This window comes from Bradyrhizobium sp. i1.15.2, assembly GCF_040548425.1.
GTDB classification, from domain to species: domain Bacteria; phylum Pseudomonadota; class Alphaproteobacteria; order Rhizobiales; family Xanthobacteraceae; genus Bradyrhizobium; species Bradyrhizobium canariense.
Genome location: NZ_JBEPRQ010000057.1, coordinates 1 through 14,535 on the forward strand (window position 1 = coordinate 1; position 14,535 = coordinate 14,535).

Annotated in this window: 9 protein-coding genes and 3 pseudogenes; 8 read left to right on the plus strand and 4 right to left on the minus strand. The window is 60.0% G+C overall.

The window, feature by feature from the left end; genetic code table 11:
• Nucleotides 1-136: 136 nt before the first annotated feature.
• Nucleotides 137-795 (plus strand): annotated as a pseudogene (locus tag ABIB80_RS38745) (IS3 family transposase); the annotation flags it as partial.
• A 258-nt stretch (nt 796-1,053) separates the two neighbouring features.
• Here the strand turns inward: ABIB80_RS38745 and ABIB80_RS38750 are convergent.
• A pseudogene (locus tag ABIB80_RS38750) lies at nt 1,054-1,619 on the minus strand (IS110 family RNA-guided transposase); the annotation flags it as partial.
• A 247-nt stretch (nt 1,620-1,866) separates the two neighbouring features.
• Nucleotides 1,867-2,343, minus strand: a complete 477-nt coding sequence (locus tag ABIB80_RS38755; protein ID WP_354129588.1) for a hypothetical protein — start codon at nt 2,341-2,343, stop codon at nt 1,867-1,869.
• A 530-nt stretch (nt 2,344-2,873) separates the two neighbouring features.
• On the opposite strand from ABIB80_RS38755, the gene ABIB80_RS38760 reads away from it, so the two are divergent.
• Entirely contained in the window at nt 2,874-3,650 is a 777-nt protein-coding gene (locus tag ABIB80_RS38760; protein ID WP_280096513.1) for a bestrophin-like domain, read from the plus strand.
• Nucleotides 3,651-4,009: 359 nt separating this feature from the next.
• Here the strand turns inward: ABIB80_RS38760 and ABIB80_RS38765 are convergent, their stop codons facing one another.
• A complete protein-coding gene (locus ABIB80_RS38765) occupies nt 4,010-4,402 on the minus strand; it encodes a hypothetical protein (RefSeq protein WP_354129589.1) in 393 nt (130 codons plus the stop codon).
• Nucleotides 4,403-5,093: 691 nt separating this feature from the next.
• Here ABIB80_RS38765 and ABIB80_RS38770 point away from each other — a divergent pair.
• Both ABIB80_RS38770 and ABIB80_RS38775 read left to right on the plus strand, forming a co-directional pair.
• Nucleotides 5,094-6,485, plus strand: coding sequence for a M16 family metallopeptidase (locus ABIB80_RS38770; RefSeq protein WP_502918779.1), 1,392 nt, complete (start codon nt 5,094-5,096; stop codon nt 6,483-6,485).
• Nucleotides 6,404-7,867 carry a M16 family metallopeptidase gene (locus ABIB80_RS38775; protein WP_354129591.1) on the plus strand — a complete coding sequence of 488 codons (1,464 nt, stop codon included), beginning with the start codon at nt 6,404-6,406 and terminating at the stop codon, nt 7,865-7,867. The genes ABIB80_RS38770 and ABIB80_RS38775 overlap by 82 nt, the downstream gene beginning before the upstream one ends.
• Before the next feature lie 166 nt (nt 7,868-8,033).
• On the opposite strand, the gene ABIB80_RS38780 is transcribed toward ABIB80_RS38775, so the two are convergent.
• Nucleotides 8,034-9,187, minus strand: a protein-coding gene (locus ABIB80_RS38780; RefSeq protein ID WP_088940822.1) for an IS3 family transposase whose coding sequence is annotated in 2 segments (ribosomal slippage) — nt 8,034-8,938 and nt 8,938-9,187 — 1,155 coding nt in all. Because the reading frame shifts where the segments join, the coding sequence is not laid out codon by codon here.
• A gap of 671 nt (nt 9,188-9,858) precedes the next feature.
• On the opposite strand from ABIB80_RS38780, the pseudogene ABIB80_RS39560 reads away from it, so the two are divergent.
• The 4 genes and pseudogenes from ABIB80_RS39560 to ABIB80_RS38800 all read left to right on the plus strand — a co-directional run.
• Nucleotides 9,859-9,987: pseudogene (locus ABIB80_RS39560) on the plus strand (AAA family ATPase); the annotation flags it as partial.
• 796 nt (nt 9,988-10,783) lie between these two features.
• Nucleotides 10,784-11,332: a VOC family protein gene (locus tag ABIB80_RS38790; protein ID WP_280096519.1), complete on the plus strand. Its 549-nt coding sequence runs from the start codon at nt 10,784-10,786 to the stop codon at nt 11,330-11,332.
• 83 nt (nt 11,333-11,415) lie between these two features.
• On the plus strand, nt 11,416-12,708 hold the full coding sequence (locus ABIB80_RS38795) for an aminotransferase-like domain-containing protein (protein WP_354129593.1): 1,293 nt from the start codon (nt 11,416-11,418) through the stop codon (nt 12,706-12,708).
• A gap of 238 nt (nt 12,709-12,946) precedes the next feature.
• On the plus strand, nt 12,947-14,535 hold a 1,589-nt coding region (locus ABIB80_RS38800; protein ID WP_354129594.1), incomplete at its 3' end, for a formyltransferase family protein.

The window sequence follows — 14,535 nt, forward strand, 5'->3', positions numbered from 1 at the left end:
ACGACGTGGAAAAGGTTCTTGCCAATGTCGATCCCAAACACCGTTGCCGGCCTGGGCTTGTTCCGTGTCCTCATTGCTTCCTCCTTTCAAAAGCCAACTCAGTCTGACTGAGAGGACGGGGCGGGTCATCCCATTAGTGGTGACGCCCGCGGGGAAGCGGAAAGCTGTCGCTCATCTGGTGGAAGCCCATGGGATGAGCGAACGCGGGCGTGTAAAGCCATCGGCTGCTGCCGCATGACCGTGAGATACCGGACGACCCAGGCTGACGATACCAGCCTTCGCCAACGCATGAGGGCGATCGCCCAGGAGCGCCGCCGCTTCGGCTATCGGCGGCTGCATGTTCTGCTCAGGCGGGAGGGGTATTTGATCAACCATAAAAAGCTCTTCCGGCTCTATCGGGAAGAGAAGCTGACGGTGCGTCGCCGTACTGGCCGCAAGCGGGCGATCGGGACCAGGGCGCCGATGCTGGTTCCGATGACGCCGAACGACCGGTGGTCGCTCGACTTTGTGTCGGACCAACTGACCTGCGGCCGCCGCTTCCGGATCCTGACCGTCGTCGATGATTGTACCCGCGAGTGCCTGGCGCTGGTGGCCGACACCTCGCTCTCCGGCATTCGCGTGGCGCGGGAACTGGACCGGCTGATGATCGAGCGCGGCAAGCCCAGGATGGTGGTCAGCGATAACGGCAGCGAACTCACAAGCAACGCCATCCTGGTGTGGGCCGACCAAAGCCGTGTCGAATGGCACTACATCGCGCCGGGAAAACCCATGCAGAACGCCTTCATCGAGAGCTTCATGTATAGACGGCCCCGCGGGTGCAAGAGATTTCGACAGCGTTTTGGAGATCGGTCGGGTGCGTTCATGTATACGGCCTGTCATTGCGACCGATAACTTGGCCGCTGGCCCTGATGGAGATCGCGGATCGAGGCCTCATCAACGGGTCGCGCTTGTTGCGCTTAAAGCTCTTCGGGCTTTCTCGATCCCCAGCTCCGCCGGTTTCCATCATGCTGTCGTTTGCCCTCACACCTTAAAGTGGCCAGCCTGCTAAGCAGTTCATCCAGCAGCCTTAGCCCGATAGAACTCACCGGTCGTCATCATCGCCCAGATGATCCGAGCCAACTTGTTGGCGACGGCGATACGACGACCATGGGCCGACGCCGTTCAAGCAGAGCTTCGATCCAGCCACCTCCGACCCGGGACCGTGCCTTTGGATACCGAACGACGTTGCGTGCCCCGATGACAAGCAAGTGCCGGAGATAGGAATCGCCCTGCTTCGTTATTCGGCCGAGCCGGTCCTTCCCGCCGGTGGACTTCTGCTTAGGCGTCAGGCCCAGCCAAGCCGCGAATTCTCGCCCGGAGCGGAACATGGTCGGGTCCGGCACCGTCGCGGCGAGGGCCGTGGCCGTTATGGGACCAATGCCGGGAATCGAAGACAGCAACCTCGCCATCGGATTTACTCTCTGGATCTGAGCCAGCTCACGCTCGATAGCGTCGACCTGCCGGTCCAAATTCCTTCAGTTGGTTCACAAGAACAGCCAGCGCCATACGGGCAGTGCAGGTAACGCGAGTTCCTCGTCATCCAACAAATCCACTAGACCCTCCACCCTTTGCCGGCCCTGGAGTGCAAAGACGAATGCCCATAGGATTGCACGCAGCCATGATGTGTTTGCGACCAATAACGCGTCGATCTGAAGACTGGGTTCGAAGCTACCCTCGACATTGATTGCCTTGCGCCCGAGCGATGCGTCCTGGAACAGGAAGCGTTCTTTCGGGCGAATTTTGTCGAGAACCGCGCGTGACCGGAAAGCGTCGTTATCGACCTTGCCGTTTCTGCCCCGACCAGGTACTTTAATTCCTTGAGGGGTTCTAACGCCTCAATGATGCTTCACGAACGCGCTGATGCTTTTGTATCGCTTCCCATTTTTCGACGGCTTCCGCCGCGGCGAGCAGATTGACAGCAAGCTGATCTAGAGGTTCAGCTTTTTCGATTGCTTGCTCAAGAGTGTGCAGTTGGCCAGCGATGGACCGCGTAGGTGGCGGATCATCTTTTTCTGCCGTCTTGACGATGAGCTGCGACCACGCGTCACGAAAGGCACTCGCATTGCTTTCCCACCAAAGTGCGAGATCGGACACGACCTGAAGTGAATGCAGAGGAGCATCCGGCGACAAAGTTTCCATGGTTGGTGCCGCAAAATCCGGGAGGGCGGCCGCCTGTTCATCGACAATCTCGTTCGTGAGTTTGGCGATACCGGTGAGCACGTCGCTGAAGGCGTCATTCGTCGCAAAGCGGGAACGCGCAGCTTCCGAATACGCGTTCTTCGGTACCATCGTGCGAAGAAGCAAGCCTGTCCCCCGGTGAGCGTTTTTCTTGACGACAGACGCACGCACATTGGGTCTGTTGACCAAATGCGAGCGTCGTCCTCTAGGGCCAGTCTCATAATTTCGGTTTTCGCGATGTTCGACCTCGCCAACCCGGGTGCCTTTCGTCTGCAACGCGAGCAGGAGCTTTGGGTTATGGCCGCGAAGGAGGTCCCGCCCGCCCCCCTCTCGACATCGGCATGCCCAAGCCGCAAGCCGAGGTGCTCATCGGCGGACATGCGGCGGCGCCTGGACGTAAGATTTCACGTAGGCTAGCGGCATCATGCGGACCAAGTGCGCGAGCGACGTGATCTGGCGTGCCCAGAGTTGGCCATGCAAAAGCCATGGAAAAATTTTGAGAGAATAATGATCCTTAAGCGAACGAACCCAATCCCTGAACCATTCTGTCGCGGTCCCTTGGTTGTGCCTTCACTAGCAATATATTGTTGGGCGGCTCAATGCTCATACGTTTCTAATCGGATTCGCCGCCTTGCAATAGAGGATCGCCTAACCCAATGATCAAAGGTTGGTTGGACTTTCCAGCATTTGAATTGTTCGCGGTCCTCATCGCCCTTTACGCAACGACTGGCGCTGTCATTGTGATCGCGAGTTTCAGCCCTGCAACGGTTGTGCTGGTGCGCCGCGTAGAAGGCGTGGTCGCTCCGCTTTTCGGGACGGTCGGAGTGTTGTTTGCGTTCCTGACCGGATTTTTGGCCAATGATATAACCGATCGCAACCGTCAAGCGGCCCGCGCGGTGCAGTCAGAGGCGGCGGAACTGCGCAACATCTATGCTGTTAGTAACGCGTCCGTCTCGGACATGGGCAGCCTCCGCTCAGTGCTTGCGAAATACGTCGCCGCCCTCGTGGATGACGAGTGGCCGGCGATGGCGCAGGACCAGGAGGCCCATTCGGTTGAGTCCGTCTATGACGCTTTGCTGCGAGAAGTGAGCGATCCCCGGATCGGTCAAGCAGCGGGTGCTGCGGTGCAGACGGCCTTGCTAAATGCCGCAGTCGGAGCGGGCAGCGCGCGTTCCGAACGGCTCGCGTTAGCCTCGGACCGCACGATCGATGCCAAATGGATTCTCGTCCTGATCCTTGGCGTGGTGACACAGATATCGATCGGGTTGGTGCACCTGAAGAAGGCCGGTGCGCAAATTACGGCGCTAAGCGTGTTCTCAATCGCCGTCGTGATGGCGCTGGGACTCATTGGTCTGCAAGAGCGTCCTTTTTCCGGTGATATCCGAGTAGAACCGGGACCTCTGGCTGAGGTCGCCAAAATCGCAGCGGATTGAGGATGCATCAGCTTCTTGCGTTTAATGCAAACCATTCCCGCGTTGACGCAGCTGGGAGATCTGTCGCGCCTGCTCGCAGCAGCTGCGCTTGAGCGGGGACGAGATCGATATGCTGGAAGCCGTGCAGGGAATCGTCCTCGACGAGCATGGTAACGATACGCCAACTTCCTGTTGGTGCCAGTGAACGACGGCAGTGGCGGAACCGACGGCGGCGGGCATTGGTCGCTGCTGTTCGTCGGTCGACGCGAGCTGGAAAGATGGCTTATCACTACGACTCTTCCAGTGGATTTCACCTCGCTATTGCAAATCTCCTGGCAGCAAAGTTCGGCGCAACCTGCAGCCCGACCGCAGGGAAGCAACTATGATTGCGGCGTCTTTGTGGTGGAAGCCACACGGGAGCTGGTTCGGCTGTTGACGCAAGGCAGCGTCCTGAGGACGGGCTGCGGCATCTCGCTGGGCTGATGAACTTGACGGATGCTATCGGTGAATGCGGCCATTGCCGTCCTCAAAGCGGTGGATAAAGATGAACCGAAGGCCAGCACGGCGGCGGCGACGACTGGATCAAGCTCATTTTCCGCCGCATGATCGAACGCGATTGGTCCGCGGACCAGGGAGGCGATATCTTCGTGGCGCGCGCTGATATGATCCGGGATCGGTCTTTGCGTCTCGCGGTTGTGGCCGCCGACGAAACCAGCTTCGGTACGGAAGCCGTGCTTCACGAAGCGCTCATCGCCGATCGCGATGCGCTGCACGCGTAGACTCTGCCTCATTCGAGCGGTGCCCGTCCCGATCCCGATGACCATTCCCCATCGCTGGATACGGTCCTGCGGTGGTCTCTCGCCTTCTATTGACGTAGCTCGACTTTGATCCTTTGAGGACAAGAACGGCAGCGGCTCGCGCGAGCAGATCTTTTGGAATCTGGCTCACTGCAGCGCGGGCGCGTTCCTTGACATCCTGCGCAACAGACCCACCAGTCCTGCCGGCTTGAAAACGAGCGCGCAGAAGTCCGGTGTAGATTGGCGCGGACACGATGCCGTGCCGAATTCTGCCCGGAACTGGCGTACTGGAGCTCGGTGTCAACGGAGATTTTAAATCGGCGCCCCAACAGCCATTCATGGAGAAGCCAGATGCGACGTGTGTAGAGTTCTTGAAGCAGACGCCCTCTCTGGCGTGACTATCCGAAAGGTACCGCGTTTACCGTGAAGAAACGTCGGCAGGTAAATGGTTTGCCGCGAGACGCCTGGCGGAGACGATCGAACCTAACGTCAATCAGCGATACGTATGGTTTTGCAATCTCATGCTCGCGGCCGGGCCTCACATGAGCAAAGCTTAATGCGGGACGGCGCGTCTCTCTCCGCTTCGTGATGACCGGCACGGAGAGTGCCGTATAGGGTGCCCGTGCTTTCGCGCCCACCGCATGTTCGGCCTTCCACAAGGATCATGATGCCCTCACACCGAGCGACCGCCCTTTTCGTTGCCGCACTTGTTTGCACGACCTCCCTGTCAAGCAGCGGCCTCCGCGCCCAGACCACGGTTACCTCCGAACCCCCCGCCAGCTTCACGCTCGACAACGGCTTGCAGGTCGTGGTGATTCCGGACCACCGCACGCCCGTCGTGACGCAGATGATCTGGTACAAGGTCGGCTCGGCAGACGAGACGCCGGGCAAGTCCGGGCTCGCGCACTTCCTCGAGCATCTGATGTTCAAGGGCACGTCGAAGCATCCGGCCGGCGAGTTCTCCCAGACCGTGCTCCGCGTCGGCGGCGACGAGAACGCCTCGACCTCGGTCGACTACACCAATTACTATCAGCGCGTGCCGCGCGAGCAGTTGCCGACCATGATGGAGTTCGAGGCCGACCGCATGACCGGCCTGATCCTCAAGGACGAGAACGTGCTGCCCGAGCGCGACGTCGTGCTCGAAGAATACAACATGCGCGTCGCCAACAATCCGGACGCGCGGCTGAACGAGCAGATCATGGCCGCGCTCTATCTCAATCATCCCTACGGCCGGCCGGTGGTCGGCTGGCACCAGGAGATCGAGAAGCTCGATCGCGAGGATGCGCTCGCCTTCTACCGCCGCTTCTACGCGCCGAACAACGCGATCCTGGTGATCGCCGGCGACGTCGAGCCCGCCGACATCCGCCCGCTGGTCGAGCGCAATTTCGGCTCCATCCCGGCCCAGCCCGCAATCCCGGCGCGCCGCGTCCGCCCGCAGGAGCCGGAGCCCGCGGCGCCGCGCACCGTGACCCTGGCTGATCCGCGCGTCGAGCAACCCGGCTTGCGGCGCTATTACCTGGTGCCGTCGGCGACCACGGCTGCGGCCGGCGAAAGCGCGGCCCTCGACGTGCTGGCGCAGCTGATGGGCAGGGGCAGCAACTCCTATCTCTACCGCGCGCTCGTGGTCGACAAGCCGCTCGCGGTCTCCGCCAGCGCCAGCTATTCGAGCATCTCGCTCGACCCGACCCAGTTCGCGATCTCGGCTTCGCCCAAATCCGGCGTCAGCTTCGCTGAGGTCGAGCAGGTGGTCGACGGCGTCATTGCCGACATCGCGCAGAATCCGATCCGCGCCGAGGATCTCGAGCGGGTCAAGACCCAGCTCATCGCCGAGGCGATCTACGCCCAGGACAACCAGGCAGTGCTGGCGCTCTGGTATGGCGGCGCGCTGACCACGGGCCTGTCGATCGAGGACATCCGGAGCTGGCCAGATCGCATCCGCGCCGTCACCGCTGAGCAGGTCCGCACCGTCGCGCAGAAATGGCTCGAGAAGAAGCGCTCGGTGACGGGCTATCTGATCAAGAACACCGCGACCACCAAGCGCGAGGAGAAGCGTTCGTGAACCATTCCTTCCGTCCCGCAGGACACTTGCTACGCAAACGTCGCTTCGCGCAGTCCTTCGTCATCGGCGTAGCGCTCGCAGTGGTGGCGGTCTCGCCGTCGCAGGCCGCCGCGAAGATCCAGCACCTGACCTCCCCCGGCGGCATCGAGGCCTGGTTCGTGCAGGATGCGACCGTGCCGCTGATCGCCATGGAATATTCCTTTGCCGGCGGCTCGGCACAGGATCCCAAGGACAAGTCCGGCGTCGCCAATCTGGTCGGAGATCTCCTCGACGAAGGCTCCGGCGACCTCGATTCCAAGACCTTCCATGAGCGGCTCGATCGCCGCGCCATCGAGCTCTCCTTTAGCGCCACCCGCGACACCTTCCGCGGCAGCCTGCGCATGCTGCGCGACAACAAGGACGAGGCCTTCGACCTGCTGCGGAGCGCGCTGACCTCGCCGCATTTCGAGACGGCCGACGTCGAGCGCATCCGCGCCCAGGTGATCTCCACCCTGCGCGGTGAATCGACCGATCCGTCCTCGCTGGCCCACCGCAAGTTCCTCGAAGTCGCGTTTGGCGATCATCCCTATAGCAGGCCGGACACCGGCACGCTGGACACCGTACCGAAAGTGGAGATCGCCGAGCTGAAAGACTATGCGCGCCGGATCCTCGCCAAGGATACGTTGCGCATCGCCGTGGTCGGCGACGTCGACCCCGATACGCTCGGCAAGCTGCTCGACAAGACCTTCGGCAGTCTGCCGGTCAAGGCTGAACTGACGCCGATCCCCGATGTTGTGGCGGCCAAGCCGCCGCAGTGCGCCTTCATCCCGCTCGACGTGCCGCAAACCGTCGTCACCTTCGGCGGACCCGGCATCAACAGACACGACGCGGATTTCATGGCGGCCGATGTGGTGAACCACATTCTCGGCGGCGGCATGTCGTCGCGTCTATTCAAGGAAGTGCGCGGGAAGCGTGGGCTGGTCTATTCGATTCCTGAAGCGCTGCTCTGGATGGATCACTCCGCGCTGTTCATCGGCGACACCGGCACCCGCGCCGATCGCGCCGGCGAGACCGTCGATGCGGTCGAAACGGAAATCCGCCGGATCGCCGACGAGGGCCCGACGCAAAAGGAGCTCGACGAGGCCAAGTCCTACCTCAAGGGCTCGCAGATGCTGGCGCTCGACACCTCCTCGAAGCTCGCGCAGGCGCTGCTGCAATATCAGCTCGACAAGCTGCCGATCGACTATATCGAGAAGCGCAACGGCATCGTCGACGCGGTGACGCTTGATGATACCAGGCGGGTTGCGAAGAAGGTCTGGGGCGACGGCCTGCTCACCGTAATCGTCGGCCGCGCCCCGCAGGCGGCCGCCCAGCCGGCCGCGGCGACCCCGAAGCCGAACTGACGTTTTCCTACGCGCACCTCCATTGCGGCTTACCCGCTCCCTACCCTCTCCCCCGCAGGGGGGAGGGAGCCTGAACGGGGCGCTCACCTCAAGGCGCGTTGCAGATGACCGAAGTCATCGGGATCAGTAAGAGGCGTGAGCTGCTGCGGGTTTGATGGACACCGGGTTAAGCTAATCCCACCTTGCGCTCGAACTCAACAGGGCTGAGGTAACCGATCGTCGAGTGACGTCGGGTCGTGTTGTAGAACCGCTCGATGTAATCGAACACATCTGCTCTGGCCTCGTTCCTGGTGCGATAGGTTTTGCGCTCGGTGCGTTCGGTTTTCAGCGACGAGAAGAAGCTCTCCATCGCCGCGTTGTCCCAGACGTTGCCGGACCGACTCATGCTGCAGACGATGCCGCTATCAGCCATCAAGCGCTGGAACTGCTCGCTGACGTACTGGCTGCCGCGATCGGAATGATGCATCAGGGCATCCGGCTTGCCGCGCCGCCAGACCGCCATCAACAGGGCGTCCGCAACCAACTGGGCGGTCATGCTGGCGCTCATCGACCAGCCGACCACCCGGCGCGAGAACAGGTCGATCACCGCCGACACATAGAGCCAGCCCTCAGCCGTCCAGATGTAGGTGAAGTCGGCGATCCACTTCTGGTTCGGGCGCTCGGCCTCGAACTGCCGATCCAGAAGATTCGACGCCACGTTCGCAATCTGGCGATGGCCTGCGTCCTTCGGCAGACGCCGGCGTCGTGGCCGCGCCCGCAGGGCCTGCAGGCGCATCAGCCGTTCGACCCGGTGCAGGCCGCATTCGACGCCGTCCGCCAGAAGGTCTCGCCAGACGCGCCGCGCGCCGTAAGTCCGGTCACTGGCAAGGAAGCTGACCTTGACCTGCTGGCCTACGGTCTCGTCGCTTCGGGATCTGGCGCTGGGCGATCGGTTCAGCCAGGCATGAAAGCCCGACCGCGACACGCCCATCGCTTCGCATAGCCATGCCACCGGCCAGATGCCCCGGTGCTTCGCGATGAAGCCGAACTTCATGTCGCTTCCTTCGCGAAGTAGGCAGCGGCCTTTTTTAGGATATCCCGCTCCGCCTTCAGCTTGTTGACCTCGCGCCGCAGCCGCTCGATCTCCAATTGCTCAGGCTTCATTTGCCCGTGGCCGGGGAAGGACTGCGCAGCGTCGAAGCCGAACTCCTTCACCCATTTGCGCAGCACGTTCTCATGAACGCCCAGGTCTCGGCCAGCTTGCGCCACAGATACCCCGCGCTCCCTGACGAGCTTGACCGCCTCGATCTTGAACTCTCGACTGAACTTCCGTCTCTGCATGACCCACCTCTGGCTCGATAAAACACCCAATCTTGGTGTCCATCAAACCGGCAGCAGCTCAGCGCATCGGCCGAGGGGCTCCCTCCCTCTTGCGCTGACGGGATCCCGAAGTGATCGATCGGGATAGGGGAGCCTCGCAGCTCCGCCCACCGGGTCACCGGAGGCGGTCGCCTGCCCCCCGTTCCCACAGAACGTGGCGTGCGGATTTCCCGCACCACGCTCTTCGGCAGTTGGTTCGCAGCTTCCACTACTATCTGTTCAAGTTTCGTTTCCCCATGTGGACGGCTTTCCCCTCCTCGGAGTGTCGGGTCGGGGAGGCCCATTGAAGGGCTTGCCCGCCGCTCAAATGGCTCGTGCAGGTTTCCCGCAAGCCGCCTTCATGAATGGGCTTTCATGATTTGAAGTGAAGGGATCAGTGAGACAAGGCCAACTAAAGCGGGATGGGGTTAGGCTGAATCGATTTTGGATTGAACGAAGCCGCTGGCGCGGCATTGCAGTGAGGTGACGGCCAGCTACCCATTTCGGCAGTCGGTGACGCCACGATTGATACCGGTTTTGTTTCGGCTGTCTTTTCCATGAATCCAGGCTGCCACGGTTTGCCTCGGTCGAGCAAACCGATCTCTTGCTTCGCCGAGAGGATATTCTCCCCGCCCCCTTGCAAGAGAGCCAGCATCGAGCGTGATGCCTATTGCACGATGTTCTCACTCGATGATGAGACCCTCAATAATGGCGGCGAGAGCATTCTGACCAGCAAGGGTAATCTCGGGCAATTGCTCTTTTGCCGATCGTCGCCCTTGACCGTCCGCGTTGTTGTGTTGAGCTGTGTCTGGTCCAAGACGTCGATGTCTCAAGCCCGACAGTAAGACGGCAGCATTCCGCCAGCGCAGCGAGAGGCGCGTTGTTTCTTCAGGAAACGCCCGCAGAACGTCATTGGCACGTTGGTTGCTTGAGATGCGGGGTGATCCGTTACGACCACGGTCGCAGCCCTTGTCTAAGAGTTCAGATGAAACTTGCTCGATTGATCCAAATCAGTGTCATGCTGATGCTGTCGCGCCCGTCACGTGCGTGGCCGTCGCGGGGCCTCTCATCTCCTGATGGCGCTTCGGTCTCCCGGCGAGGACAGGATTGCTCTGCACCCGGAACTGGATGGAACGACGCCAGTCCAGAGGTGCTGCGCACCACGTTCGAGGCAATGTGCCGCGAGCCGTTCCAACAGATTCGTCTGGCGGACGTCCGCCTCCAGCTGAAGCGCGGCGATCTGACACCAGCAGCAGCGGATGCGCAGGTAGTGTTTTCGAAGCTAACAGGCGGCGGGATGCCGTCGGTGTTCGCTCGTAGATAGGCAATTAGCCGATGCAGGACGGTTGGGAACTTCGAGAAGCAATGAGGCAACGAGAAGAGCTCAAAGCCAAGCTCTTCCGCGCTCAATCGGATGTGGCCAGGCGTAAGGCTGAGTTGCTGGACCTCGAGCACAGGATTCTGAAGAACCTTGACGCTAGTACAGAGCTGATCTGCTGGTAGCAGGGTTTGCCTGTCGCTCGCGCGATGAGGTCGCTTTGGCCTGATCGTCGGATTGTGTGATCGAAAGTGGGTGCTATGCAGAAAACGATCGATAGCAAGCGCGGAGTGGGGGCGGCTTCCGATGACATCCGGACAACCGCGAGTCCTGTATCGCAATTTCGCGGGATCGATCATATTGCGATTGCTGTGCTCGATCTTGAGGCCTCAATTCAATTCTTTCGGGACGTGCTAGGTTTTGAGTTGAAGCGCCGTTTTCACATCAAGGGTCAAGCGACGGGCATGCTATCTGCTGAGTTCGAGAGCAGGGGCATCAGGTTTGTTCTGTGTCAGGGTACTGAGCCGGCTTCTCAGGTCTCAGAGCTCGTGCGGCGTCACGGCGTTGGAGTTGCTCATATCGCTCTTGAGGTCGACGACGTGGATGCTGCTGTAGAGACCCTAAAGTCTCGTGGTCTGGGATTTGACACGAATGTGATACGTGGCCCTGGACTGACACAGGCCTTCTCGAGCCGCTCCATTGAGACCGGGCTTAGCTTCGAAATCATTCACCGAGATGGAGAGAGTGGTTTCCTCGAATCGAACGTCCAGCAGCTTTTTGACCAGCTTGAACAGTCCGGCAAATATTGAGCGAAGAGGCGTACGGCCTTAGACCTCCAGTCGTGCTCCGACGTAGGCGTGATCTCCATAGCTCCGTCCTCCTCCAAGGCTCCATGATGGATTTCCGGTTGCAAAGTTCGGCAATGAATTTCCTGAACGAGGTCTCGAGTCGGTTTCCCTCGGCTGTCTCGCTTGCGTCTGGTAGGCCGAGTGACCGATTTTTCGATAGACTCAACCCCCATGCGCTGTTGAATGCATTCGGTGTGTATCAAAGGTATTGGGCTGGCGATCGTGGCCAAGTATGGTCTCAGTTGTTGCAGTATGGTCGAACAGCGGGAATCATCAACGAGCTTGTTGCGCAACAGGTGCGATCCGATGAGGGGCTCCCCGCTAAGGTGGATCGCGTCCTGATCACCTCAGGATGCCAGGAAGCGCTCGCGCTCTGCCTGCCGGCGCTGTGTCCCGAATCTTCGGATGTGCTCCTGGCCTGTAATCCCACCTATATTGGAGCAATTGGTGCAGCTAATGCTGCGAGGGTGCCTATTGCAGCGTTGTCCAACTCAGCGTCTTGCGTTGCAGACGCGATCGAGTCCGCCGTTGCGCAATTGGGCCGAAATGGTCGAAGAGCTCGGGCAACATATCTTATTCCCGATTTTGATAATCCGACAGGACGCGTCCTCGATGTGGTCGCGCGACGGGAGATCCTCGAAGTGTGCGCCAAACATCGGATCGTCGTTTTGGAGGACAATCCATATGGGCCATTTCGGTATGAAGGAGATGCTGTGCCTCCGATGGCCGTTTTGGATGAGGTCGGAAGTGTTATCTACCTGTCCACATTCTCCAAGATGCTAAGCCCAGCTCTTCGCGTCGGAGCAGCAATACTGCCAGATACCATCTTTGGAGACGCAGGTGCTTGCCGGACACTTTGGGAAGATCTGGTTCAGCGCAAGAGTTTCGTTACCGTGAATACGAGCCAAATTAGCCAAGCGATTGTGGCGGGGCTCTTGATCGAACAGCGGACAAGCTTACGTGGCTGGATCCGGCCGGCGCTGGATTGGTATCGTGCAAATCGCGACCTTATGTTGTGTCAGCTGGACGATGTGTTTTCGCCTTTGTCGGACCAGGTTCGATGGAATCGTCCTGCCGGCGGCTTCTTTCTGACTCTCGATCTTCCTTTCAGATTTGACGCGAACACCGCGGACGAGTGCGCAACGCATTACAATGTCATTGTTATGCCGATGAGCTTCTTCGCACTGGATAACTCTCAAGACTGCCGGATCCGATTGGCGTTCAGCTCGGTTGCTCCCGAGCAAATCTCAACTGCTGTGAGAGGTTTAGGTCACTATGTGGCGCGGCGCGTCGGGCGGGAATTGCCCAGGCTACGCGACGGCTTGGCTGGAGCGTGAAGATGGCCCATCGGTCTCCTCCGGTGCACGCCGGCGCGCGTCTCTCGGTGGCCATGCGCGTCACACACGTGAAGGTTTTGTCATGGACGTGGGTTACGAACATCACGACATATGTGTGTTGGCCTCATCGAGTTGCGAAGTCGGCGATTGGGGTGGGCAACGACCTGCAGCCTCACCAATTGGTTCTACCGTCTTTGTTGGCGGTGGTACGCTAGCTATTAGGTGTGCAGAGCTAGCAATGGAGATGGGCTACGTCATCGGCGCGGCCCTGTGTGCCGACGCCATCTTCCGCGATTGGACCGCTCGCGCCAATATCTTGTGCCTAGCGAGCGTTGAAGAGCTTGCCAAATTGCTCAATACCGAACCGGTGGAGTGGATATTTTCTGTTGCCAATCCGTTCATATTGCCGGCGGATGTGTTTGGGCGAGTGCGTCGAGGCGCTTTCAATTACCACGACGGTCCCTTGCCACGGTATGCGGGAGCTCATGCGACGTCTTGGGCGCTGCTGGCCCAAGAGTCCGAATATGCCATCACGTGGCATCGCATAGATCATGGTGTTCATACGGGTGACCTGGTGGTTCAACGCCAAGTCCTGATTGGACCTACCGACACCGCCTTAGGCCTGAACCTCAAATGTTATGAAGCCGCAGTCGAGGGATTCCGCGAGCTTTTAACTGGGTTAACGAACGAAAGGCTTGCCGCCCGTCCGCAGGCGCTAGCGGACAGAAGCTATTTTCCGAGGCGCCGACGCCCAGATGCTGCGGGCTGTCTGCGATGGGATAGATCCGCGCAAGATCTCTCAGCGATGACGCGCGCCTTAGACTTTGGGCCGCATCATTCCAATCCTTTATGTCTGTCCAAGGCTCTTGTGGGCGATGACGTTGTCGCAGTCAGGTGCTTGGAGGTGTCGTCTGGCCACTCGGGCTTATCGGCGGGTTCCCTGGTTGAAATCCACCCCAGCCACTGGCGTGTGGCGACGGGTACAGAGGATGTTGATGTTTGGTTTGACAGCCCGGATGGTGAGGCTCTGGATGCGCGGGCACTCGCGAGGCAGTCCGATCTGGATCTAGGGCATCGCCTCCCGATTTTAAGCGATGACGAGGCTCGGGGCATAACTGTTGCCCATGAAATGCTGGCGCCTCGGGAGAGTTTTTGGCGGCAGCGGCTTGAGCAGTTCAAAATATTGCAGCTTCCGTTTCTGTCGGCTTCAGAAGCTGCGACTCCACCCTTATGGCAGGCGAGTTCGTGGCTCATTCCAAGTGCTGTAGCTAAGCTGTCGCCATTTGACCGCACGGAATACCTAATAACTGCTTGGCTGACCTATCTCACTCGCGTCACTGGCGAATCACAGCTCCAATTGGGATGGACGCCCGCACAGAATGGATCGCGGGCCCGGTTGAAGGCGGCGGAGGTGATTGTCGCTTCCGTCGTGCCGATGGAAATTACCATTGATCTTGGTCATGATTTTGCAGGGGTGCGCAGGGTGGTCGCCGCCGAATGCGCCGAGCTGAGCGAGCACGATAGCTTTGCGCGGGATGTGATTGCGCGCTGCCCGGCATTGCGGGTGATGGAGGTGCTGCGATCGTGCCGGCCCTGGCCCATAGGCGTCACGGTTACTGAAAACGGCTGTTCCGCTGCTGGTGATCTGGCTTCGTGCCCGAGTTCTGAAGCGGTCCCGTCGGGCCATTTGCTGACGTTTGAGGTTTGCGCTCTGGATGGGAGCTTTCGATGGCACTTTGATGCAAGTCGCTTGGCGCCTGAGCAGATCGACCGTATGACGCAGCATTTGCAAAATTTGTTGTGTGCGGTGATGGCCGATGCGGAGCA